This is a genomic window from Paludibacillus litoralis, from assembly GCF_037646705.1.
GTDB classification, from domain to species: Bacteria; Pseudomonadota; Alphaproteobacteria; order Rhodobacterales; family Rhodobacteraceae; genus Pikeienuella; species Pikeienuella litoralis.
In genome coordinates, this window is record NZ_JBBHER010000005.1 from 64293 (window position 1) to 87398 (window position 23106).

Sequence of the window (23106 nt, forward strand, 5' to 3'; positions counted from 1 at the left end):
CCACCGTGCGAGATGATGAGGACGAAATGCAGGTTACCGAGACGCTGGCCGAAGGCCTGAAACGCGAGTACGCGATGATCGTGCCCGCCGCCGATCTTGCGGAAAAGATGGAGGCGAAGATCGACGTGGTCCGCGCCGATTTTCAGATGAAGGGATTTCGCAAGGGCAAGGCCCCGAAATCGCTCCTGAAAAAGATGTTCGCGAAGAACCTGATGGGCGAGATCCTCGACGAAGCGGTGAACGAGGCGATGCGTTCACATTTCGACGCGTCCGGCGACACGCCGTCGCAGCAGCCCGAGATCTCGATCACGAACGAGAAGTTCGAAGAGGGCGACGATCTGAATATCGCCGTCAAATACGAGCGGCTGCCGGAGGTGCCCGAGACCGATTTCAGCGCCATCAAGCTGACGCGGCTTGCGGCGAAGGTCGAGGATGCGGAGGTCGACGAGGCCATCGCGAATCTCGCCGAACAGGCGCAATCCTTTACGCCGCGCGAAGAGGGCGCGGCGGCCGAGACCGGCGATCAGGTGACGTTCGACTTCCTCGGCAAGGTCGACGGCGAGGCGTTCGAGGGCGGCGCGGCGGAGGATTTTCCGCTGGTGCTTGGCTCCGGTCAGTTCATTCCGGGGTTTGAAGAGCAGCTCGTCGGCGCGAAGGTCGGCGAGGAAAGGACCGTCGAGGTCACCTTCCCGGAGGCGTATGGCGTGGAGGCGCTGGCCGGCAAGGACGCGGTTTTCACCTGCACGGTGAAAGCGGTGGCGGCGCCGGCGCCGGCGGAGATCGATGATGAGTTGGCGAAGAAATTCGGCATCGAAGATCTCGCGGCGCTGAAAACGCAGATGGCCGAACGGCTGGCCGGCGAATACAAGAACGCCGCTCGCCAGCTCCTGAAGCGGGAGCTTCTCGACGCGCTGGACGCGGCGGTCTCGTTCGAATTGCCGGAGGGTCTGGTGGAGGCCGAGGCCAAGCAGATCGCGCATCAGCTCTGGCATGACGAAAACCCCGATCAGCAGGGCCACGACCATCCGGACGTCGAGCCGACCGACGAGCACAAGACGATGGCCGAGCGCCGGGTCAAGCTTGGCCTTTTCCTCGCCGAGACCGGCAAGAAGGCCGAGATCGAGGTCTCGGATGAAGAGTTGAACCAGGCGATCTTCCGCCAGGCGCAGCAGATGCCGGGGCAGGAGAAGGCCTTCTTCGACTATGTCCGCCAGAACCCGCAGATGATGCAGCAGATGCGGGCGCCGATCTTCGAGGACAAGGTGGTCGATTATATCGTCGAACTCGCCGATGTGACCGAGAAGGATGTGACCAAGGCCGAACTGGAAGCGGCCGTCCGGAAGCTCGACGAGGAAGACGGCGACGGCGAAGAGAAAGACGAAAAGAAATAGGAGCGGCGCCTCGCCCCGCCCGCCGAGCGATCTGGCGGGCGGGGCGGCGCCTTCCTGTACGCGCGCGCGGCCCCGGCGATCGGGCGCCATGCCTGCGCAGGGGGACCGGCGCCGCGGCGCCTGTCTCGTGAGGCGGGGCTGGCTCCTGCGGCGGCCGCTTGAAGCAGGTCCGCCGAGCCCATATGACTTGCGCGACAGAAATGAAGAGGCCCCTCGATGAACGATCCGATCGACACTTACATGAACACCCTCGTGCCGATGGTGGTCGAGCAGACGGCCCGCGGCGAGCGCGCATACGATATTTTTTCACGCCTGCTGAAGGAGCGGATCATTTTCGTCTCCGGGCCGGTGCATGACGGGATGTCGACGCTGATCGTCGCGCAGCTTCTGTTTCTCGAGGCGGAGAATCCGAAGAAAGAGATCGCGATGTACATCAACAGCCCTGGCGGCGTGGTGACGTCGGGCCTCTCGATCTACGACACCATGCAGTATATCCGGCCCAAGGTCTCGACGCTCTGCATCGGACAGGCCGCTTCGATGGGGTCGCTCCTTCTTGCGGCCGGCGCAGCGGACATGCGCTTCTCTCTGCCGAACAGCCGGATCATGGTGCATCAGCCGTCTGGCGGGTTTCAGGGCCAGGCCTCCGATATCCAGATCCACGCCCGCGAGGTGCTGGAGTTGAAGGAGCGGCTGAACAATATCTATGTGAAGCACTGCGGGCAGGACTATGAGACCGTCGAGAAAGCGCTGGATCGCGATAATTTCATGACCGCCGAGAAGGCGAAAGCCTGGGGCCTCATCGACGAGATCGTCGAGAGCCGCGATCCCGCCGGAGAGGCGGCGTGATCCTCGGCGCCAACGCGCGGCGAGGGACAATGTGCATGGTGGGCGCCCTTGCGCCGGGTTTCAGGACCATGCACAACTAAGGGACTACGAGATTCGACAATGGGGTCGATGGGGTCATCACTGCAATTCTTCGTTAAATCCCGCTGGGTATGATCTGACGCCCCATCCCGCGGGGCCGGGAGAGCCGAATGAGCAAGTCCGGAGGGACCGAGTCCAAGAATACGCTTTACTGCTCCTTCTGCGGCAAGAGCCAGCATGAGGTGCGGAAGCTGATCGCGGGCCCGACAGTTTTCATCTGCGATGAATGCGTCGAGCTTTGCATGGACATCATCCGCGAGGAGACAAAGTCGGGCCTCGTGAAATCAACCGACGGCGTTCCGAGCCCGCAGGATATCTGCGAGGTTCTGGATGATTATGTGATCGGACAGGAGCGCGCGAAGCGGGTGCTCTCGGTCGCGGTTCACAATCATTACAAGCGCCTCAATCACATGGGGAAATCCGGGGATGTCGAGCTGGCGAAGTCCAACATCCTGCTGATCGGTCCGACGGGCTGCGGCAAGACGCTGCTGGCGCAGACGCTGGCGCGGATCCTCGATGTGCCGTTCACCATGGCTGACGCGACCACGCTGACGGAGGCGGGGTATGTCGGCGAGGATGTCGAGAATATCATCCTCAAGCTCCTCCAGTCGGCGGACTACAATGTGGAGCGGGCGCAGCGCGGCATCGTCTATATCGACGAGGTCGACAAGATCAGCCGCAAGTCGGACAATCCTTCGATCACCCGCGACGTGTCGGGCGAGGGCGTCCAGCAGGCGTTGCTGAAGATCATGGAAGGCACGGTCGCCTCCGTGCCGCCGCAGGGCGGGCGCAAGCATCCCCAGCAGGAGTTCCTGCAGGTCGACACGACGAACATCCTTTTCATTTGCGGCGGCGCGTTCTCCGGGCTCGACCGGATCATCGCGCAGCGCGGCAAGGGCTCCGCCATGGGCTTCGGCGCGGATGTGAAGGTCGCGGAGGAGCGCAAGACCGGCGAGCTGCTGATGGAGCTGGAGCCGGAGGACCTGCTGAAATTCGGTCTGATCCCCGAATTTGTCGGCCGTCTGCCGGTGATCGCGACGCTTCAGGATCTGGATGAGGCGGCGCTGGTCACGATTCTCTCCAAGCCGAAGAATGCGCTGATCAAGCAGTATCAGCGGCTCTTCGAGATGGAGAGCTCCAAGCTCACCTTCACCGAGGAAGCTCTCTCGGCCGTTGCGCGAAAGGCGATAGACCGGAAGACCGGCGCGCGCGGGCTCCGTTCGATCCTGGAGAATGTCCTTCTCGACACCATGTTCGACCTTCCCGCGCTTGAAGGCGTCGTGGAAGTGGTGGTGAACGAGGATGTGATCGACAAGGGCGCGCAGCCGCTGATGATCTACGCGGAGAAGAAGCGTGGAGACACGTCGGCGAGCGCATCCTGACTCGCGCCTGACGGGTGGGGGCGGCTTGAAATCGGCGCCTTCACAGCCCATTTCTGTTTCAAATCCGAGAATGAGGGAGCCAGCGCGACGCCGTTCGCGGGTCGCGCTCGCTCGCCGTAACGAGAAAGCAGATATATGACCGATCACACTGTCGAGGCGATGACGCTGCCTGTCCTGCCGCTGCGCGATATCGTCGTGTTCCCCCATATGATCGTCCCGCTTTTCGTCGGACGCGAGAAATCCGTGCTGGCGCTTGAAGCGGTGATGAATGAAGGCAAGGAGATTTTGCTCGCCTCCCAGCGCGATCCCTCCGAGGATGAGCCGAGCTCCGACGAGATCTATGAGATCGGCTCGATCGCGAATGTGCTGCAGCTGCTGAAGCTGCCCGATGGCACAGTGAAGGTTCTGGTTGAAGGCAAGGCGCGCGCGCGCATCGATTCATTCACGGATCGTGAAGAGTATTTCGAGGCCAGTGTGACGCCGCTGGAGGAGACGATCGGCGATCAGGACGCGGTCGACGCGCTCAGCCGGAACATCGCGGCCGAGTTCGAAAGATATGTGAAGCTGAACAAGAACGTCCCTCAGGAGGCGGTCGGCACCGTCGGGCAGATCGAGGAGCCAGCGAAGCTGGCCGACACGATCGCCGGGCATCTCGGGGTCAAGCTTTCGGAGAAGCAGGCGCTTCTCGAGATAACCGACGTCGCCAAGCGGCTGGAGCGGATCTACGGCCTGATGCAGGGCGAGATCTCGGTTCTTCAGGTTGAGCGCAAGATCAAGACCCGCGTCAAATCCCAGATGGAGAAGACGCAGCGCGAATATTATCTGAACGAACAGATGAAGGCGATCCAGCGCGAGCTCGGCGATGGAGAGGATGGGCGCGATGACGCCAGCGAATATCTGGAGCGGATCGAAGCGACCAAGCTGTCGATAGAGGCGAAGGAAAAGGCGCTGGCCGAACTGAAGAAGCTGCGCCAGATGAGCCCGATGTCCGCCGAAGCGACGGTGGTTCGCAACTATCTCGACTGGATGTTGTCGATCCCCTGGGGGGTCCGCAGCCGGGTGAAGAAGGACCTGAAGCGCGCCGAGGCGATTCTCGACGCCGATCACTATGGTCTCGAGAAGGTGAAGGAGCGGATGGTCGAGTATCTCGCCGTCCAGCAGCGAAGCCGGAAGCTCAAGGGGCCGATTCTCTGCCTCGTCGGGCCTCCGGGCGTCGGCAAGACCTCGCTCGGCAAATCGGTGGCGAAGGCCACCGGGCGCGAGTTCATCCATATCTCGCTCGGCGGCGTCCGGGACGAGGCGGAGATCCGCGGTCATCGGCGCACCTATATCGGCTCGATGCCTGGAAAGATCATCCAGTCGATGAAGAAGGCCAAGACCACGAATCCGCTGATCCTGCTCGATGAGATCGACAAGATGGGCCAGGATTTCCGTGGAGATCCGGCTTCCGCGATGCTGGAGGTTCTCGATCCGGAGCAGAACTCCGCGTTCGTCGATCACTATCTCGAGGTCGAATACGATCTGTCCGACGTGATGTTTCTGACCACGGCCAACACCTACAACATGCCGCGGCCGCTTCTTGACCGGATGGAGATCATCCCGCTCTCGGGCTACACGGAAGATGAAAAGGTCGAGATCGCGAAGCGCCACCTTTTGCCCAAGCAGATGAAGGGCCATGGGCTCAAGAAGGGCGAATTCGAGCTGACGGATGACGCGCTCTACGAGATCGTCCGCGGCTACACCCGCGAGGCGGGCGTGCGAAACCTCGAGCGTGAGATCGCGAAGCTTTGCCGCAAAGCGGTGACCGAGATCGTGAAAGGGACGGAGACCAGCGTCGTCGTGACGCCGGAGCGTCTGGATCAGATGTTGGGCGTGAAGCGGTTCAGATTCGGCCTCGCCGAGAAAGAGGATCAGGTCGGCGTGGTGACGGGGCTCGCCTGGACCGAGGTCGGCGGCGATCTCCTGTCGATCGAGGCTCTGAAACTGCCTGGCAAGGGGCGGATGAAAACCACCGGCAAGCTGGGCGACGTGATGAAGGAATCGATCGACGCCGCGGCGTCCTATGTCCGCAGTCAGGCGGTCTCGTACGGCGTGAAGCCGACCGAGTTCGAGAAGATGGATATTCACGTTCACGTGCCTGAAGGCGCGACGCCGAAGGACGGCCCGTCCGCCGGCGTCGGCATGGTGACCGCCATCGTGTCGATGCTGACGGGGATCCCGGTGCGCCGCGATGTCGCGATGACCGGCGAGGTGACGCTGCGCGGCAATGTGCTGCCGATCGGCGGCCTGAAGGAGAAGTTGCTCGCGGCGCTTCGCGGCGGCGTGGAAACCGTCGTGATCCCGATGGAGAACGTGAAGGACCTGCGCGATATTCCCGACAATGTGAAGAACGGGTTGGAGATCGTGCCGGCGGAGACCGTCTCGGACGTGCTTGCCGTCGCGTTGACCCGCGCGCCGGTTCCGATCGAATGGGATGAGGCCGCGGAAGCGGCGGCGCTGGCCGCCCAGAAGCCCGCGCTGGCCGGCGGCGTCGCCACGCACTGATTGCGGCGCGGGTTTCATCGCTGCGACGTTTTCGCCCCCGCCGGCCTCGCCGGCGGGGGCTTTGCTTTTCGCTCCGAACTCCGATACGTCGTCGCCCGAGGGCGGTTAGCTCAGTTGGTAGAGCGCTTCGTTTACACCGAAGATGTCGGCGGTTCGAACCCGTCACCGCCCACCAGGCCCGCTTGAACATATCGAATATCTTGCGAAGCGCGCCGAGGGTCGCCGCGCCCCCTGTTCGGCTCCAGGCTCCTTGTCTCATCGGCAAGGCGCTCCTGCCCGGGCCGGGTGGAGCGTCGACGAAAAAGGCGGGCGTTGGCGCGGATGGCGCGCCAATCCAGCCGATCGGCGCCGCACTTTTCGCGCTTCCGGAGCGCTTTCGCGATGAGGGCCGGTTTTGGCGGCTTGACGCGGCTTCACCCGCTCTCTAAGAACGCGCTCAACCGGATGGGTGACCGCCCTCCGGACGAGGCGAGCGGTTGTAGCTCAGTTGGTTAGAGTACCGGCCTGTCACGCCGGGGGTCGCGGGTTCGAGTCCCGTCAACCGCGCCATCGCCTCCTCCAATTTCATTTGAAGATGAATGATTTGTGGAGAACCCGGGCGGCGCTCGGGGGCGTTTTCGCCTCTCTGTCCGCCGCCTGTTCCGCGCCGGGACTTTGTTGACCCATGGGCCGGGGGAGAGTAGATACGGCCGCAGATGTGCTGCACTGCACGATGCGCTGGGAAAAGGGGCTCGCCATGGACGATCTCTTGCGGGAGTATCTGCCGATACTCGTTTTTCTCGGCGTCGCGATCGGGCTCGGTCTGGTTCTTATGCTGGCGGCGGTCGTTCTTGCGGTGAGGCGGCCCGATCCGGAAAAGACCTCGGCCTATGAATGCGGCTTCAACGCTTTCGACGATGCGCGGATGAAATTCGACGTTCGCTTCTATCTCGTCGCCATTCTCTTTATCATTTTCGATCTTGAGGTCGCGTTTCTTTTCCCTTGGGCGGTCAGCCTTCAGGATATCGGCGATTTCGGCTTCTGGTCGATGATCGTCTTTCTTGGCGTGCTGACGACCGGATTCGCCTATGAATGGAAGAAAGGGGCGCTGGAATGGCAGTAAGCACCGGGGCGCTCCAGGCGGGCGCCGACAAGGACGTCCTCGCGGGTAATCTGTCCGACGAGTTGACGGATAAAGGGTACCTGCTGACCTCGGCGGAGGATCTGGTGAACTGGGCCCGCACGGGCTCGCTCTTCTGGATGACCTTCGGGCTGGCCTGCTGCGCCGTCGAAATGATGCAGGTCTCGATGCCGCGCTACGATATCGAGCGGTTCGGATTCGCGCCCCGGGCCAGCCCGCGGCAGTCGGATGTGATGATCGTCGCCGGCACGCTGACGAACAAGATGGCTCCCGCGCTCCGCAAGGTCTACGACCAGATGCCGGAGCCGCGCTATGTCATCTCGATGGGCTCCTGCGCGAATGGCGGCGGCTATTACCACTACAGCTATTCGGTCGTGCGGGGCTGCGACCGAGTCGTGCCGGTCGATATCTATGTTCCCGGCTGCCCGCCGACGGCGGAGGCGCTGCTCTATGGCGTTCTGCAATTGCAGAAGAAGATTCGCCGCACTGGAACCATCGTCCGGTAGGAGAGAGACATGAGCGAAGCTCTCATCGAGCTCAGCGACCTGATCGAGGCCGCGAAGGGCGATCTTGTGACGGCCAGCGCCGTCGTCAACGGCGAGTTGACGCTGACGACGACCCCTCGCTCGATTCTCGAGTTGCTGGAATATCTGAAGACCAACGGCGCCTGCCAGTTCACGACGCTGATCGATATCTGCGGGGTCGATTACCCCGAGCGCGAGAAGCGGTTCGAGGTGGTCTATCATCTGCTTTCGATGCGGCAGAATCAGCGGATCCGGCTTCGCCTCTCCGTGGCGGAGGAGGAGTTCGTCCCGTCCTGCGTCGAGCTTCACCCGTCGGCCGACTGGTTCGAGCGCGAAGTGTTCGACATGTATGGCGTGATGTTCTCCGGCCATCCCGATCTTCGCCGCATCCTTACGGATTACGGGTTTCGCGGCTATCCGCTCCGGAAGGATTTTCCGACCACCGGCTATGTCGAGGTGCGCTACGACGAAGAGCAGAAGCGCGTCGTCTACGAGCCGGTGACATTGGTCCAGGATTATCGCCTCTTTGATTTCATGAGCCCGTGGGAGGGAGCGGAATACGTGCTCCCCGGCGACGAGAAGACGGGGGCCGCGTGATGGACGGCGAATTGGCGACTGCGGAGCAGCGCATCCGCAACTTCAACATCAACTTCGGCCCGCAACATCCTGCGGCCCATGGCGTCTTGCGGCTTGTTCTGGAGCTGGACGGTGAGGTTGTCGAGCGGGTGGACCCGCATATCGGCCTCCTTCATCGCGGCACCGAGAAGCTGATGGAGAGCCGGACCTATCTCCAGAATCTGCCGTATTTCGATCGGCTGGACTACGTCGCTCCGATGAATCAGGAGCACGCGTGGTGCCTCGCCATCGAGAAGTTGACGGGGGTCGAGGTGCCGCGCCGCGGATCGCTGATCCGGATTCTCTACAGCGAGATCGGGCGGATCCTGAGCCATCTTCTCAATGTGACCACGCAGGCGATGGATGTCGGCGCGCTCACGCCTCCGCTCTGGGGGTTCGAAGAGCGTGAGAAGTTGATGGGGTTCTATGAGCGCGCCTGCGGAGCCCGGCTCCATAGCGCGTATTTCCGGCCCGGCGGGGTTCATCTCGATCTGCCGGACGAGCTTTGCGACGATATCTGGCAGTGGACCGAGGAGTTCCCGCAGGTTCTCGATGACATCGAAGGGCTGCTGACCGACAATCGCATCTTCAAGCAGCGGAATGTCGATATCGGCGTCGTCAGCATTGAAGAGGCGCAGGCTTACGGATTCTCGGGCGTCATGGTTCGCGGCTCGGGTTGGGCCTGGGATCTCCGCCGGGCGCAGCCCTATGAGCTCTACAACGAGTTCGACTTCCTGATTCCGGTCGGCAAGAACGGCGACTGTTTCGATCGTTATGTCTGCCGCGTCGACGAGATGCATGAGAGCGTGAAGATCATACGCCAGGCTCTTGAAAAGATGGATCAATGCAAGGGCACGCCGGTCATCACGCGAGATGGGAAGATCGCGCCGCCGAGACGGGCGGAGATGAAGCGGTCGATGGAGGCGTTGATCCATCACTTCAAGCTCTACACCGAAGGCTTTCACGTGCCTGAAGGCGAGGTCTACGCCGCGGTCGAGGCGCCGAAGGGGGAGTTTGGCGTCTATCTGGTGTCGGATGGCGGCAACAAGCCGTACCGCGCGAAGATCCGGGCTCCCGGATTCCCGCATCTCGCGGCGATGGATCATTTGTGCTCAGGGCATTTGTTGGCGGATGTCAGCGCCATCATCGGTTCGCTGGATATCGTGTTCGGGGAGATTGACCGCTGATGCTTCGTAGCCTCCACCACGTTCAGCCCGAAAGCTTCGCCTTCACGCCCGAGAACTTGAAATGGGCCCAGGCGCAGATTGCGAAATACCCGGAAGGCCGGCAGGCGTCCGCGGTCATTCCGATCCTGTGGCGCGCGCAGGAGCAGGAGGGCTGGGTCACCCGGCCGATGATCGAGGTCGTGGGAAAGATGCTCGGCATGGCGAATATTCGCGTGCTCGAGGTCGCGACGTTCTACTATCAGTTTCATCTGCAACCCGTCGGAGCGATCGCGCATTTCCAGATCTGCGGGACGACATCCTGCATGATCTGCGGCGCCGAGGATCTGGTCGCGGTCTGCCGCGAGAAGATCGCGCCAAACCCGAATCAGCTTTCGCCCGACGGCAAATTCTCCTGGGAGGAGGTCGAGTGCATCGGCGCCTGCTCAAATGCGCCGGTGGCTCAGATCGGCAAGGATTATTACGAGGATCTGACGGCGGCGCGGTTCGCGGAGATCATCGATGAGTTCGGGGCCGGAAAGACGCCGACGCCGGGCCCGCAGAACGGCCGCTACGCGTCGGAGCCGATAACCGGCCTCACGTCTCTGATGATCCCCGAGGCCGAACGGGTCGCCGAGAACGCGTCGAAGGAGCTCGCGCGGCTCCTGGACGACACCTCAAAGCGGATCACCGACGGACGCGGCATGGACCGGACGGCGGCCCGCAAGATGAAACAGGCGCAGGACGCGTCGGCGGATGAAGCGAAGCCCGCTGACGAGCCGAAAGCGCCGCAGGAGGCGGCGGCCCAGGCCGCCGCGCCCGGCGACGGCCCGCCGACGCTGAAGGCCGCGCGCGAAGGCGGCGCCGACGACCTCAAGAGGATCAAGGGCATCGGCCCGAAGCTTGAGGCTCTTCTTAACGAGATGGGCATTTTCCATTTCGACCAGATCGCGAACTGGACCCCGGCGGATGTCGCCTGGGTGGGGGAGCGCCTGGACTTCCATGGACGCGTCGAGCGCGAAGACTGGATCGGGCAGGCGAAGGCTCTGGCGGATGAATGAGACGGGTTCCCCCGTTTCTGTGAAGGAATGACCTAATGCTGGATGACAAGGACCGCATCTTCACCAACCTTTACGGGATGCATGACCGCTCCCTGAAGGGCGCCCTTGCACGCGGGCATTGGGATGGAACGGCGGAGATCATTCAGCGAGGGCGCGACAAGATCATCGCGGAGATGAAGGAATCCGGTCTTCGCGGACGTGGCGGGGCCGGGTTTCCGACCGGGCTGAAATGGTCCTTCATGCCGAAGGAATCGGATGGCCGCCCCTCCTATCTGGTGGTCAACGCGGACGAATCGGAGCCCGGCACCTGCAAGGACCGGGAGATCATGCGCCATGATCCGCATACGCTGATCGAAGGCTCGCTGATCGCCGGTTTCGCGATGGGCGCGCATGTCTGCTACATCTATCTCCGCGGCGAATATATCCGCGAGCGCGAGGCGCTGCAGGCCGCGATCGACGAATGTTACGATGCGGGCCTCCTGGGGCCGAACGCGGCGAAATCCGGCTGGGATTTCGACATTCATCTTCATCACGGCGCCGGGGCGTATATCTGCGGCGAGGAGACCGCGCTGCTTGAAAGCCTCGAGGGCAAGAAGGGAATGCCGCGGCTGAAGCCGCCGTTTCCGGCGAACACCGGGCTTTACGGCTGCCCGACCACGGTCAACAACGTGGAATCCATCGCCGTCGCGCCGACGATCCTGCGCCGCGGCGCCGGGTGGTTCTCGAATTTCGGCCGCCCGAACAATGCGGGCACCAAGATTTTTGCGATCTCCGGCCATGTGAACGCGCCCTGCGTCGTCGAGGAGGAGATGTCGATCACGCTTCGCGAGTTGCTGGACCGCCATTGCGGCGGCGTTCGCGGCGGGTGGGACAACCTTCAAGCGGTGATCCCGGGCGGGTCGTCGGTGCCGCTGCTGCCGGCCTCGATCTGCGACGATGCGATCATGGATTTCGACTGGCTGAAGGAGCAGAAATCCGGCCTTGGCACGGCGGCGGTGATCGTGATGGACAAGTCGGTCGACGTGATCAAGGCGATCTGGCGGATTTCGGCCTTCTACAAGCATGAAAGCTGCGGCCAGTGCACGCCCTGCCGGGAGGGCACCGGCTGGATGATGCGGGTGATGGAGCGTCTGGTGACGGGCGACGCCGCGATCGAGGAGATCGACATGCTGCAGGAGGTCACCACCCAGGTGGAGGGGCACACGATCTGCGCGCTCGGCGACGCCGCGGCCTGGCCGATCCAGGGGTTGATCCGGCATTTCCGGGACGAGATCGAAGACAGGATAAAAGCGAAGCAGCGGGGCCGCGTCAGCGCGCTGGCGGCGGAGTAAGGGCGATGCGCAGCGGCGAAGGCGAGTATTCGGGCCGCCGTCCGGCGGGCCGCGACGGCGCGGGGCGGGCGGCCCGCTTCGAGACGTTTGGCTCGCCCCTTGCGACGAGCGCGCCGGCGATGAACGAGGTTAACTGATGAGCGATCTTCGCAAACTGAAAGTCGACGGCGTCGAGATCGAGGTCCCGGGAGCGATGAATCTGCTTCAGGCCTGCGAGGAGGCGGGGAAGGAGATTCCGCGCTTCTGCTATCACGAACGGCTCTCCATCGCCGGAAACTGCCGGATGTGCCTCGTCGAAGTGAAGGGGGGGCCGCCGAAACCCACCGCGTCCTGCGCGATGCAGGTGCGCGATCTTCGTCCGGGCCCCGACGGGGAGCCGCCGGAGGTCTTCACCACGACGCCGATGGTGAAAAAGGCGCGCGAGGGGGTGATGGAGTTCCTGCTCATCAATCACCCGCTGGATTGCCCGATCTGCGATCAGGGCGGCGAGTGCGACCTGCAGGATCAGGCGATGGCCTACGGCGTCGATTTCTCGCGCTACCGCGAGCCGAAACGCGCGCTCAAGAATCCCGATCTCGGTCCGCTGGTCGGAACCCAGATGACGCGCTGTATCTATTGCACCCGCTGCGTGCGGTTCACCACCGAGGTCGCCGGCATCAACCAGATGGGCATGATCGGGCGCGGCGAGGATGCGGCGATCACCTCCTATCTCGAGGCCGGACTAGAGAGCGAGATGCAGGGCAATGTGGTCGATCTTTGCCCGGTCGGCGCGCTGACCAACAAGCCTTACGCCTTCACCGCCCGGCCCTGGGAGCTGACGAAGACCGAGAGCATCGACGTGATGGACGCGCTCGGCTCGAACATCCGCGTCGATGTGCGCGGGCGTGAGGTGATGCGGATTCTGCCGCGCAATCATGACGGCGTGAACGAGGAATGGATCGCCGACAAGGCGCGGCATATCTGCGACGGGCTGCGCCGCCAGCGGCTGGACAAGCCCTATATTCGCGAAAACGGCAAATTGCGCCCGGCGACCTGGGCGGAGGCGCTCGGCGTGACCGCGAAGGCGATGAAGGCGGGCAAGGTCGCGGCGATCGCGGGCGATCTCGCGCCGGTCGAGGCGATCTGGAGCCTGAAAGAGCTGACCGAAGGTCTCGGCGGGGCGGTCGAATGCCGCACCGACGGCGCGGCGCTGCCGGAGGGAAACCGCTCCGGCTATGTCGGCTCGGCCTCGATCGCCGATATCGACGACGCGAAGATGATCCTGCTGATCGGAACCAATCCCCGGATCGAGTCGCCGGTTCTGAACGCCCGCATCCGCAAGGCGTGGCTGAATGGCGCCGAGGTGGCGCTGATCGGCGAGAAGGTGGACCTCACCTATGAGTATCACCATGCGGGGGCCGGCCCGGCGAGCCTGAACGAGATGATCAAGGACGGGGTCTCCGACGAGACGCAGGCGAAGAAGACCCTGGTCATCGTCGGGCAGGGCGCGCTCACGCGTGAAGACGGCGCCGCCGTGCTTGGCGCGGCGATGAAGATGGCCGAGGTGTCCGGCTCCGGATTCATGGTCCTTCACACCGCGGCCGCGCGGGTCGGCGCGCTGGATGTCGGATTCACGACGCCGGGCGGGATGCCGGCCGCGCTGGACGGCGCCGCCGTGGTCTACAATCTCGGCGCGGACGAGGTCGACATGCCCGACGGCGCCTTCGTCATCTATCATGGCAGCCACGGCGATCGGGGCGCGCATCGCGCGGATGTGATCCTGCCGGGCGCCGCCTACACCGAGCAATCGGGGATCTTCGTCAACACCGAGGGGCGCGCGCAACTGGCCGACCGCGCCGGGTTCCCGCCGGGAGAGGCGAAGGAGGATTGGGCGATCCTGCGGGCGCTTTCGGCGGAACTGGGCGCGACGCAGGGCTGGAACAGCCTTCACCAGCTTCGCGCCGCGCTTTTCGAGGCGTATCCGCATCTTGGCCGGATCGATGAAATCGCGCCGACGGAGTGGAACGCCGTCGCGCCGGGAGAAATGGGCGCGGCGCCATTCACCTCGGCGATCAAGGATCACTACCTGACCAACCCGATCGCACGCGCTTCGGCGCTCATGGCTGAGCTTTCGCGGTTGGCGAAAGAGCGCGCCGCGGCGAAACTGGCCGCTGAATGAGCGCCGCCCACATCCTGGCCGCGCTCGCCGCGCTGATGCTGGCCGGGTGCGCCGCCGCGCCGCGCGCCGCGGCGCCCGTGGCCGCGGCGCCGGCCGCGCCCGCGCTGCAGGTGACGAACGGCGATGGCGTGATCCATGTCAGCGGCCCGGCGGCGCATGAGGATGCGCTCGCCGCGCATCATTGCGCGGCGGCGAAGCGCGCGCGCCTGTTGGGCGCCGGCGCGCTCGTATGGGACGGGGGCGTCGCCAAGAGGGACGCCACGGGCGATGGCGTGGCCGCCGATCTGGTCTATCAGATCAGCGGCGCGCCCGGAGCCGTCACCTCCGGCGCGGCGCCGGCGGACAGGCGGGCGGCCGCGGTGGGCGATTGGCTTATCTACTGCGACGAAGCGGGAATTCCGCGGGAAGGTGAGGCGTAATGGATTTTTTCGATACTCATGCCGGGGTCTTTCTGATCATTCTGGCGCAATGCCTTCTGGTCACGGTCTCGATCCTGGTCAGCCTCGCGTTCCTTCTCTACATGGACCGGAAAGTGTGGGCGGCGGTGCAGATGCGGCGCGGCCCGAACGTCGTCGGCCCGTGGGGGCTTCTGCAATCCTTCGCGGATTTCCTGAAATTCGTGGTCAAGGAAGTCGTGATTCCCGCCGGGGCGGACAAGGCGGTGTTCCTGCTCGCGCCGCTCGCCACCTTCGTGCTGGCGACGATCTCGTGGGCGGTGATTCCCTTCGCGGACGGCTGGGTGATCTCCGACATGAATGTCGGCATCCTCTATATCTTCGCGATCTCATCGCTCGGCGTCTACGGCGTCATCATGGGCGGTTGGGCCTCGAACTCGAAATATGCGTTTCTCGGCGGATTGCGCTCGGCGGCGCAGATGGTGTCCTACGAGGTCTCGATCGGATTCATCATCGTCGGCGTGCTGATCTCGACCGGCTCGCTCAACCTGTCCGAGATCGTCCGGGCGCAGAGCGGCGGGCTCGGATTCCTGAACTGGTACTGGTTGCCGCATCTGCCGATGGTCGTGCTCTTCTTCGTGTCCGCTCTGGCGGAGACGAACCGCACGCCGTTCGACCTTCCCGAAGCGGAATCGGAGCTCGTGGCGGGGTATCAGGTCGAGTATTCGTCGACGCCCTATCTCCTCTTCATGATCGGCGAGTACATGAACATCGTGCTGATGTGCGCGATGACGACGATCCTGTTTTTCGGCGGCTGGCTGTCGCCGATCCCGGGCCTCCCCGACGGGCTGCTGTGGTTCGTTCTGAAGGTGGTGTTCTTCTTCTTCATCTTTGGCGTGGTGAAGGCCGTCCTGCCGCGCTACCGCTATGATCAGCTGATGCGGATCGGCTGGAAGGTGTTTCTGCCGCTGTCGCTCGGCTGGGTCGTGCTCGTTTCGGGGTTCGCGCATTTCGGCGTGCCGGGCTACGCCCGCTGGGCCTTGGGAGGTTGAGGCGGTGACGGCCGGACACATTCTTCCCGAGCGCGCGCCGGAGCGGGACTCCAGGCTCGCCCGCCAGAGGGCGGGGCGCCTTTCCCGGTCTTTTCCGGCCGGACGGCTTTACCTTTCCGGTGAAACGCGCAAGACAGCGGGCGCGGCGCCGGTCGGCGCGAAGCGGCGGATCGTTCACGAAGTTCGTCGGCGTGAAAACGCGGCGAAAACAGCGATGGTGGAGGCGTAATGGGCATCCCGTTCGACAGGGCGTTTCGCTATTTCATGCTTGTCGATATCGTCGTCGGCTTCAAGCTGGGCTTCAAGTATATCATGAAGCCGAAGGCGACATTGAATTACCCCTTCGAGAAGGGGCGGCTCTCGCCGAGGTTCCGGGGCGAGCACGCGCTTCGCCGCTATCCGAACGGCGAGGAGCGGTGCATCGCCTGCAAGCTTTGCGAGGCGATCTGCCCGGCGCAGGCGATCACGATCGAGGCGGAACCGCGCGAGGACGGCTCGCGGCGGACGACGAAATACGATATCGACATGGTGAAGTGCATCTATTGCGGCTTCTGTCAGGAGGCCTGCCCGGTGGACGCCATCGTCGAGGGGCCGAATTTCGAATTCGCGACCGAGACCCGCGAGGAACTCCTCTACAACAAGCAGAAACTGCTTGAGAACGGGGACCGCTGGGAGCGTGAGATCGCACGGAACATCGAACTGGACGCAGCTTACCGCTGACGGTTGCGAGAGGGGACTAACATGGCGCTGATCGCCATCGCATTCTATCTGTTCGCCACGGTTACGATCGTCGCCGGGCTTATGGTCACTGTGGCGCGGAATCCGGTGCATTCGGTGCTCTGGCTGATCCTCGCGTTCTTCTCGGCCGCCTGCATGTTCGTGCTGATGGGCGCGGAGTTCGTCGCGATGATCCTGCTCATCGTCTATGTCGGCGCGGTCGCGGTGCTGTTCCTCTTCGTGGTGATGATGCTGGATGTCGATTTCCAGGAGTTGAGACGCGGGGTCGCCAACTACCTGCCGGTGGGGGTGATGATCGGGGTCGTTCTGCTGCTGGAGTTGTCGCTGGTGTTCGCCAACTGGCTGTTCGCGCCTGAAGCGCCGGCTCAGCGCGTCGCCGAGGCGCCGGCGCCGGAAACCGTGGAGAACACCCTCGCGCTCGGGCGGTTGCTCTACACCGACTACGTCTACTTTTTCCAACTTGCGGGCGTGATCCTTTTCGTTGCGATGATCGGCGCCATCGTGCTGACGCTGCGCCCCCGCGACGGGGTCAAGAGGCAGGATGCGACGGTGCAGATCTGGCGCCGGCGCAGCGAGGCGGTGGAGCTGAAAGACGTGAAGCCGGGGCAGGGGATCTGAGCGATGGGCGCTGTATGCTGGACTCCGAAGGTGGGCCGTCTTCCGGGCGTTTTCGCCGCCGCCGGACGCAAATGAGGTTCTGAGATGATCGGGCTGAGCCATTATCTGACGGTCGCGGCGATACTTTTCGTCATCGGCATCTTCGGGATCTTCCTGAACAGGAAGAACATCATCGTCATCCTGATGTCGATCGAGCTGATGCTGCTCGCGGTGAACATCAATCTCGTCTCCTTTTCCGCGTATCTTGGCGACCTCGTCGGACAGATCTTCGCGCTTTTCGTGCTCACGGTCGCCGCTGCGGAGGCCGCGATCGGGTTGGCCATCCTGGTCTGTTTCAACCGAAACCGCGGCTCGATCGCGGTTGAGGACGTCAACATGATGAAGGGCTGAGCGCAGTGTTCCAAATCATACTCTTCGCCCCTCTGCTTGGCGCTCTGATCGTTGGGTTCTTCGGCCGGTCGCTTGGCGACCGCCTGGCGATGACCATCCCGACCGCTCTGCTCTTCGTCTCGGCCGCGCTGTCCTGGGTCGCGTTCTTCATGTACGCCGGCGGGGAGGGCGATGTGATCCCGCTCTTTCGCTGGATCGATTCCGGAGCGGTGTCCGTCGACTGGACGATCCGGGTCGATACGCTGACCGCGGTGATGCTGGTCGTCGTGACGACGGTGTCGTCGCTCGTGCATCTCTACTCGATCGGTTACATGGAGGAGGATCCGTCAAAGGCGCGGTTCTTCGCCTATCTCAGCCTCTTCACCTTCGCGATGCTGGCGCTGGTGACGGCGAACGACCTCCTGCAGCTTTTCTTCGGCTGGGAAGGCGTCGGCCTCTGCTCCTATCTGCTGATCGGGTTCTGGCATCACAAGCCGTCGGCCAACGCCGCGGCGATCAAGGCGTTCGTCGTCAACCGGGTCGGGGACTTCGCCTTTCTGCTTGGGATATTCGGCCTGTTCTTCATGGTCGACAGCGTTGGGTTCGACGAGATTTTCGCGGCGGCGCCGGCGCTGGCGGACTCCACCATCACCTTCCTCGGCGCGGATCTGAACGCCGCCGAGCTGATCATGACGCTTCTCTTCATCGGCGCGATGGGGAAATCGGCTCAGCTCTTTCTGCACACCTGGCTGCCGGACGCGATGGAGGGGCCGACGCCGGTGTCCGCGCTGATCCACGCCGCGACCATGGTGACGGCGGGAGTGTTCCTCGTCTGCCGCATGTCGCCGCTGATGGAGGTCGCTCCGAATGCGATGATCTTCGTGCTGGTGATCGGCTCGACGACCGCTTTCGTCGCCGCGACGATCGCTTTGGTGCAGAACGACATCAAGCGGGTGATCGCCTATTCGACCTGCTCGCAGCTCGGCTACATGTTCGCCGCCGCCGGCGTCGGCGCCTATGAGGCGGCGATGTTCCACCTGTTCACGCACGCCTTCTTCAAGGCGCTTCTGTTCCTTTGCTCCGGCTCGGTGATCCTGGCGATGCATCACGAACAGGACATGCGCCGCTATGGCGGTTTGCGGAAGAAGATCCCGCTCACCTTCTGGACCATGATGATCGGGACGCTGGCGATCACCGGCGTCGGGATTCCGCTGACCAGCATCGGTTTCGCCGGTTTCCTCTCGAAAGACGCGATCATCGAGAGCGTTTTCGCCGGCGCCGGCGCGGACTATGCGTTCGTGATGCTTGTGCTCGCCGCGGCGATGACCTCGTTCTATTCGTGGCGGCTCATGTTTCTCACCTTCTTCGGCGAGAGCCGCGCCGACCCGCACACCTTCGAGCACGCGCATGAGAGCCCGAAGGTGATGCTGATCCCGCTTTATGTGCTGGCGGTCGGGGCGGTCCTTGGCGGCGTCGCTTTCTACGGGAACTTCTTCGGACACGGCGAGGACGCGTTCTGGGCGGGGGCCATCTTCTCCGGCCCGGACAACACCGTCGTCCATGACGCGCATGGGGTTTCCTGGCAGGTTAAGATCTCGCCCTTCATCGCCATGCTGGTCGGGTTCCTGATCGCCTATGTGATGTACATCCTCCGCCCTGGCTCGGCCGCCGCTCTGGCCCGCCAGCAGCGCCCGCTTTACACCTTCCTGCTCAACAAGTGGTATTTCGACGAGATCTACGACTTCTTCATCGTCAGCGGCGCGAAAAAGCTCGGTCGGTTGTTCTGGAAGCGGGGCGACGGCAATGTGATCGACGGGATCGTGAACGGGCTTGCGCTGAACATGGTCCCCTTCTTCACCGGTCTCGCTGCGCGCGCGCAGTCCGGCTTCATTTTTCACTATGCTTTCGCGATGATCCTCGGCGTTGCCGCGCTCATCACCTGGTATTCGGTTTTCGGAGGCTGATGCGGTGTTGCCTTATCTCTCCATCATCATCTTCCTGCCTCTGGTTGGCGCGCTGATCATCTTCCTGCTGGTGAAGGGGGATTCGGCGCAGGCGGTGAAGAACGCGCGATGGACCGCGCTGTTCACGACCGGGTTCACGTTCCTTCTGTCGCTGCCGGTTATCTTCGGGTTCGATCCGGCGGATCCCGGCTTTCAGTTTCTGGAGGAGCGGGCCTGGCTCGGCCCGCTCACCTACCGCGTCGGCGTCGATGGGCTTTCGGTCGCCTTCGTGATGCTGACGACGTTCCTGATGCCGCTGGTGATCGGCGCGTGCTGGTCCGTTCAGACCAGGGTCAAGGAATACATGATCACATTCCTCGTGCTGGAGACGCTGATGATCGGCGTTTTCTGCTCGCTTGATTTGATCCTGTTTTATATCTTCTTTGAGGGCGGCCTGATCCCGATGTTCCTGATTATCGGGATCTGGGGCGGTGTGGACCGGGTCTATGCGACCTTCAAATTCTTCCTCTACACGCTGCTCGGCTCTCTCTTCATGCTGATCGCGATGATTGCGATGTACTGGGACGCCGGCACGACGGACATCGTCGCGCTCTTGCGGCACAACTTCGATTCGAGCGCGATCGAGCTTTGGGGCTGGAGCATTCTCGGCGGCTTCCAGACCCTGCTCTGGCTCGGCTTCTTCGTCTCCTTCGCGGTGAAGATGCCGATGTGGCCGGTGCACACCTGGTTGCCGGACGCTCACGTGCAGGCGCCGACCGCGGGCTCGGTGGTTCTGGCCGCCATCCTGCTGAAGATGGGCGGCTATGGGTTCCTGCGGTTCAGCCTGCCGATGTTCCCCGTGGCGTCGGAATTGATGGCGGATTTCGTCTTCGCGCTGAGCGCGATCGCCATCGTCTACACGTCGCTGGTGGCGCTGGCGCAGGAGGACATGAAGAAGCTGATCGCCTATTCCTCCGTCGCCCATATGGGCTTCGTGACCATCGGCATCTTTTCGGCGAACCAGCAGGGGATCGACGGCGCGATCTTCCAGATGATCAGCCACGGGTTCATCTCCGGCGCGCTCTTTCTCTGCATCGGCGTCCTTTACGACCGGATGCACACGCGCGAGATCGCAGCTTATGGCGGGCTCGTCGTCCGGATGCCGCTTTACGCGGCGGTGTTCCTGTTGTTCACCATGGCCAATATCGGGCTTCCGGGAACGTCGGGCTTCATCGGCGAGTTTCTGACGCTGGTCGGCGTCTTTCAGATCTCGACATGGACGGGGGTCTTCGCGACCACCGGCGTCATCCTGTCGGCGGCCTACGCGCTCTGGTTGTATCGGCGGCTGGTCTTTGGCGAGTTGATCAAGGAAAGCCTGAAGAATATCAAGGATATCGACCGACGCGAGATCGCCATCTTCGTCCCGCTCGCCGTCGGGACCTTGGTTCTCGGGATATACCCGAGCGTGTTGACGGACATTACCGGCCCTTCGGTGGAGGCGCTCCTCGCGAATATCGATATCGCGCGTGAGAGCTTCAACCTGGCCATGAAGTGAGGCCACGATGATCGGTGCAGATATCAACCTGATCCTGCCGGAACTGCTGCTGGTGGTCGGCGCCATGAGTCTTCTGATGTTCGGCGCCTTTGGCGGCGGCGATCGTCGGGCCGGCCTGATCAACTGGCTGCTGGCCGGGCTGATGACGGTGCTCGCCATCCTGATCGTCGTGGACCCGCGCACCGGGCAGGCGTTCGGCGGAGCGTTCGTGACCGATGCGTTCGGCAGCCTCGCCAAGGTGATAATCCTGCTCTCCGCCGCCGTCGTGCTCGTTCTCTCGCGAGATTTTCTCGAACGTCGCAAGCTGATGAAGTTCGAGTTTCCGGTTCTGGTCGGGCTCGCGGTGACCGGCATGATGCTGATGGTGTCGGCTGGCGATCTGATCAGCTTCTACATGGCGGTGGAGCTTGAATCCCTGGCGCTCTACGTCGTCGCGTCGTTCCGGCGCGACAGTTTGAGATCGACCGAGGCGGGCTTGAAATATTTCGTCCTCGGCGCGCTTTCTTCAGGATTGCTTCTTTACGGCGCGTCGTTCGTCTACGGCTACACCGGGACCACGAATTTTGAGCGGATCGCGGCGGTCGCGATGTCGGATGAGGTTCCGCTTGGCCTGATCTTCGGGATTTCGTTCATCGCCGCCGGGCTGGCGTTCAAGATCTCCGCGGCCCCGTTCCACATGTGGACCCCGGACGTCTATGACGGCGCGCCGACGCCGGTGACCGCGCTTCTGATCTCCGCGCCGAAGGTGGCGGCGGCGGCGCTTTTCGCCAGGGTCATGTATGACGCGTTCGGCGAGACGACGGAAAGCTGGCGGCAGATCGTCGTCTTCATCTCCATCGTTTCGATGTTCTGGGGCTCGGTCGCGGCGATCGGCCAGGCCGATCTCAAGCGGATGATGGCCTATTCGACGATCGGGCACATGGGGTTCGCGCTGATCGGGCTCGCCGCGGGAACGGTTGAGGGCGCGGAAAGCCTGATGATCTATCTCGCGATCTATGTGGTGATGAATATCGGCATGTTCGCGTTCTTCCTTTCGATGGAGCGGGGCGGGCGGCCGGTCAGCCGGATCTCCGATCTCGCCGGGTTGTCGAAGGAGTCTCCGGGGCAGGCGCTTGCGCTCTGCGCGCTCCTGTTCTCCTTGGCCGGGATTCCGCCGCTCGCCGGGTTCTTCGCCAAGTATTTCGTCTTCATGGCTGCGGTCGAGGCCGGGCTTGCGCCGCTGGCGTTGGCGGGCGTGGTCGCCTCGGTGATCGCCGCGTTCTATTATCTTCGGATCATCAAGGTGATGTATTTCGACGACTCGGACGAGCCGCTCGACGGGCGGTTGCTCACGTCGAACCGGCTCGCGCTGGGGGTCTGCGCGTTCCTCGTCAGCGTGGGGTGGCTGCCCTTCATCAATGGCTTTGGGCTGATCGACGCCAGCCGCGTGGCGGCTGAAGCGCTCGTGCGCTAGATGTCGGTCGAGCCACCGGTCGATTGGCCGCGCGGCCTCGGACTGATCTATCTCGATGAAGTCGACAGCACGAATGAAGAGGCCCGTCGGCGCGCCGCCGCGGGCGAGGCGGGGCCGCTCTGGATAGCGGCGCGAAGGCAGGTCGCCGGTCGGGGCCGATGGGGACGGGTCTGGCTGGAGGCTGAGGGGAATCTCTACGCGACCCTGTTGTCGCGGCCCGAGATCAGGACAGCCGAGGCCGGGCTTCTTTCCTTCGCGGCCTGCCTCGCGATCGCCGAGTTTTTCGAGGGGGCGGGCGGCGCGGTCGCGCTCAAATGGCCGAACGACGCGCTTCTGAATGGTGGAAAAGCCGCGGGCGTGCTACTTGAAGGCTCGGGGCGCGGCGATTATCTCGACTGGCTCGCGATCGGCGTCGGCGTCAATCTTGTGAGCGCGCCCTCGGCTGAGAGCGCCGGAGGCGCGCATCCGCCCACCAGTCTTCTGGCCTCCACGGGAAAGCGGATCGCGCCGGAGGTGGCGCTGCGGGAGATCGCGACCAGTCTCGACCGCTGGTCGAAGCGGCTGACGAGCGAAGGATTTGCGCCGTTGAGGGCCGCATGGCTGTCGCGCGCGACGCGGCTGGGGGAACGGATCGAGGCGCGGACGCCGAAGGAGACCATCCCCGGCGTCTTCGAGGATGTGGATGAGAAGGGCGCGCTTGTTCTGAGAACGTCGGACGGCGTGCGCCGGATACATGCAGCGGATATCTACTTTACGTGAAAGGGGCGGGT

At 63.4% G+C, this 23106-nt stretch carries 20 protein-coding genes and 2 tRNA genes; all 22 read left to right on the forward strand.

The genetic code is table 11. The annotated features are described in order from the left end of the window. Positions 1-26 precede the first annotated feature (26 nt). The 22 genes from tig to WG921_RS09610 all read left to right on the forward strand — a co-directional run bounded on the left by tig (position 27) and on the right by WG921_RS09610 (position 23095). Positions 27-1391: a trigger factor gene (gene tig / locus WG921_RS09505; protein WP_340108993.1), complete on the forward strand. Its 1365-nt coding sequence runs from the start codon at positions 27-29 to the stop codon at positions 1389-1391. A gap of 216 nt (positions 1392-1607) precedes the next feature. Next, positions 1608-2237, forward strand: a complete 630-nt coding sequence (gene clpP, locus WG921_RS09510) for an ATP-dependent Clp endopeptidase proteolytic subunit ClpP (protein WP_340108994.1) — start codon at positions 1608-1610, stop codon at positions 2235-2237. A 188-nt stretch (positions 2238-2425) separates the two neighbouring features. Then, on the forward strand, positions 2426-3697 hold the full coding sequence (gene clpX, locus WG921_RS09515; protein WP_340108995.1) for an ATP-dependent Clp protease ATP-binding subunit ClpX: 1272 nt from the start codon (positions 2426-2428) through the stop codon (positions 3695-3697). 135 nt (positions 3698-3832) lie between these two features. Continuing rightward, positions 3833-6241 (forward strand): endopeptidase La, encoded by a 2409-nt coding sequence (gene lon, locus WG921_RS09520; protein ID WP_340108996.1) that lies wholly within the window; start codon positions 3833-3835, stop codon positions 6239-6241. Between the two features lie 99 nt (positions 6242-6340). Then, positions 6341-6416 (forward strand) — tRNA-Val (locus tag WG921_RS09525). Positions 6417-6713: 297 nt separating this feature from the next. Next, positions 6714-6790, forward strand: a tRNA-Asp gene (locus WG921_RS09530). A gap of 187 nt (positions 6791-6977) precedes the next feature. Then, positions 6978-7343 carry an NADH-quinone oxidoreductase subunit A gene (locus WG921_RS09535; protein WP_340109311.1) on the forward strand — a complete coding sequence of 122 codons (366 nt, stop codon included), beginning with the start codon at positions 6978-6980 and terminating at the stop codon, positions 7341-7343. Continuing rightward, entirely contained in the window at positions 7334-7867 is a 534-nt protein-coding gene (locus tag WG921_RS09540; protein WP_340108997.1) for a NuoB/complex I 20 kDa subunit family protein, read from the forward strand. The genes WG921_RS09535 and WG921_RS09540 overlap by 10 nt, the downstream gene beginning before the upstream one ends. A 9-nt stretch (positions 7868-7876) precedes the next feature. Then, complete coding sequence (locus WG921_RS09545) at positions 7877-8482, forward strand: NADH-quinone oxidoreductase subunit C (protein WP_340108998.1); 606 nt, start codon at positions 7877-7879, stop codon at positions 8480-8482. Then, complete coding sequence (locus tag WG921_RS09550; protein WP_340108999.1) at positions 8482-9687, forward strand: NADH-quinone oxidoreductase subunit D; 1206 nt, start codon at positions 8482-8484, stop codon at positions 9685-9687. The genes WG921_RS09545 and WG921_RS09550 overlap by 1 nt, the downstream gene beginning before the upstream one ends. Beyond that, positions 9687-10724: an NADH-quinone oxidoreductase subunit NuoE gene (nuoE, locus tag WG921_RS09555; RefSeq protein WP_340109000.1), complete on the forward strand. Its 1038-nt coding sequence runs from the start codon at positions 9687-9689 to the stop codon at positions 10722-10724. The genes WG921_RS09550 and nuoE overlap by 1 nt, the downstream gene beginning before the upstream one ends. 35 nt (positions 10725-10759) lie before the next feature. After that, positions 10760-12055 (forward strand): NADH-quinone oxidoreductase subunit NuoF, encoded by a 1296-nt coding sequence (gene nuoF, locus WG921_RS09560; RefSeq protein ID WP_340109001.1) that lies wholly within the window; start codon positions 10760-10762, stop codon positions 12053-12055. 136 nt (positions 12056-12191) lie between these two features. After that, on the forward strand, positions 12192-14213 hold the full coding sequence (nuoG, locus tag WG921_RS09565) for an NADH-quinone oxidoreductase subunit NuoG (RefSeq protein WP_340109002.1): 2022 nt from the start codon (positions 12192-12194) through the stop codon (positions 14211-14213). Next, the gene (locus WG921_RS09570) at positions 14210-14632 is read left to right on the forward strand and encodes a hypothetical protein (RefSeq protein WP_340109003.1); all 423 of its coding nucleotides are present in this window, start codon (positions 14210-14212) and stop codon (positions 14630-14632) included. The genes nuoG and WG921_RS09570 overlap by 4 nt, the downstream gene beginning before the upstream one ends. After that, positions 14632-15660, forward strand: a complete 1029-nt coding sequence (gene nuoH, locus WG921_RS09575; protein WP_340109004.1) for an NADH-quinone oxidoreductase subunit NuoH — start codon at positions 14632-14634, stop codon at positions 15658-15660. The genes WG921_RS09570 and nuoH overlap by 1 nt, the downstream gene beginning before the upstream one ends. 228 nt (positions 15661-15888) lie before the next feature. Next, positions 15889-16380: an NADH-quinone oxidoreductase subunit NuoI gene (gene nuoI / locus WG921_RS09580; protein ID WP_340109005.1), complete on the forward strand. Its 492-nt coding sequence runs from the start codon at positions 15889-15891 to the stop codon at positions 16378-16380. Between the two features lie 21 nt (positions 16381-16401). Then, entirely contained in the window at positions 16402-17016 is a 615-nt protein-coding gene (locus WG921_RS09585; protein ID WP_340109006.1) for an NADH-quinone oxidoreductase subunit J, read from the forward strand. A gap of 84 nt (positions 17017-17100) precedes the next feature. Then, a complete protein-coding gene (gene nuoK / locus WG921_RS09590; protein WP_340109007.1) occupies positions 17101-17406 on the forward strand; it encodes an NADH-quinone oxidoreductase subunit NuoK in 306 nt (101 codons plus the stop codon). Between the two features lie 5 nt (positions 17407-17411). Next, a complete protein-coding gene (gene nuoL / locus WG921_RS09595; RefSeq protein WP_340109008.1) occupies positions 17412-19349 on the forward strand; it encodes an NADH-quinone oxidoreductase subunit L in 1938 nt (645 codons plus the stop codon). 4 nt (positions 19350-19353) lie between these two features. Continuing rightward, positions 19354-20883, forward strand: a complete 1530-nt coding sequence (locus WG921_RS09600; protein ID WP_340109009.1) for an NADH-quinone oxidoreductase subunit M — start codon at positions 19354-19356, stop codon at positions 20881-20883. A gap of 7 nt (positions 20884-20890) precedes the next feature. Next, positions 20891-22336, forward strand: coding sequence for an NADH-quinone oxidoreductase subunit NuoN (nuoN, locus tag WG921_RS09605; protein WP_340109010.1), 1446 nt, complete (start codon positions 20891-20893; stop codon positions 22334-22336). Next, positions 22337-23095, forward strand: a complete 759-nt coding sequence (locus WG921_RS09610) for a biotin--[acetyl-CoA-carboxylase] ligase (protein WP_340109011.1) — start codon at positions 22337-22339, stop codon at positions 23093-23095. The last annotated feature ends 11 nt before the right edge of the window (positions 23096-23106 follow it).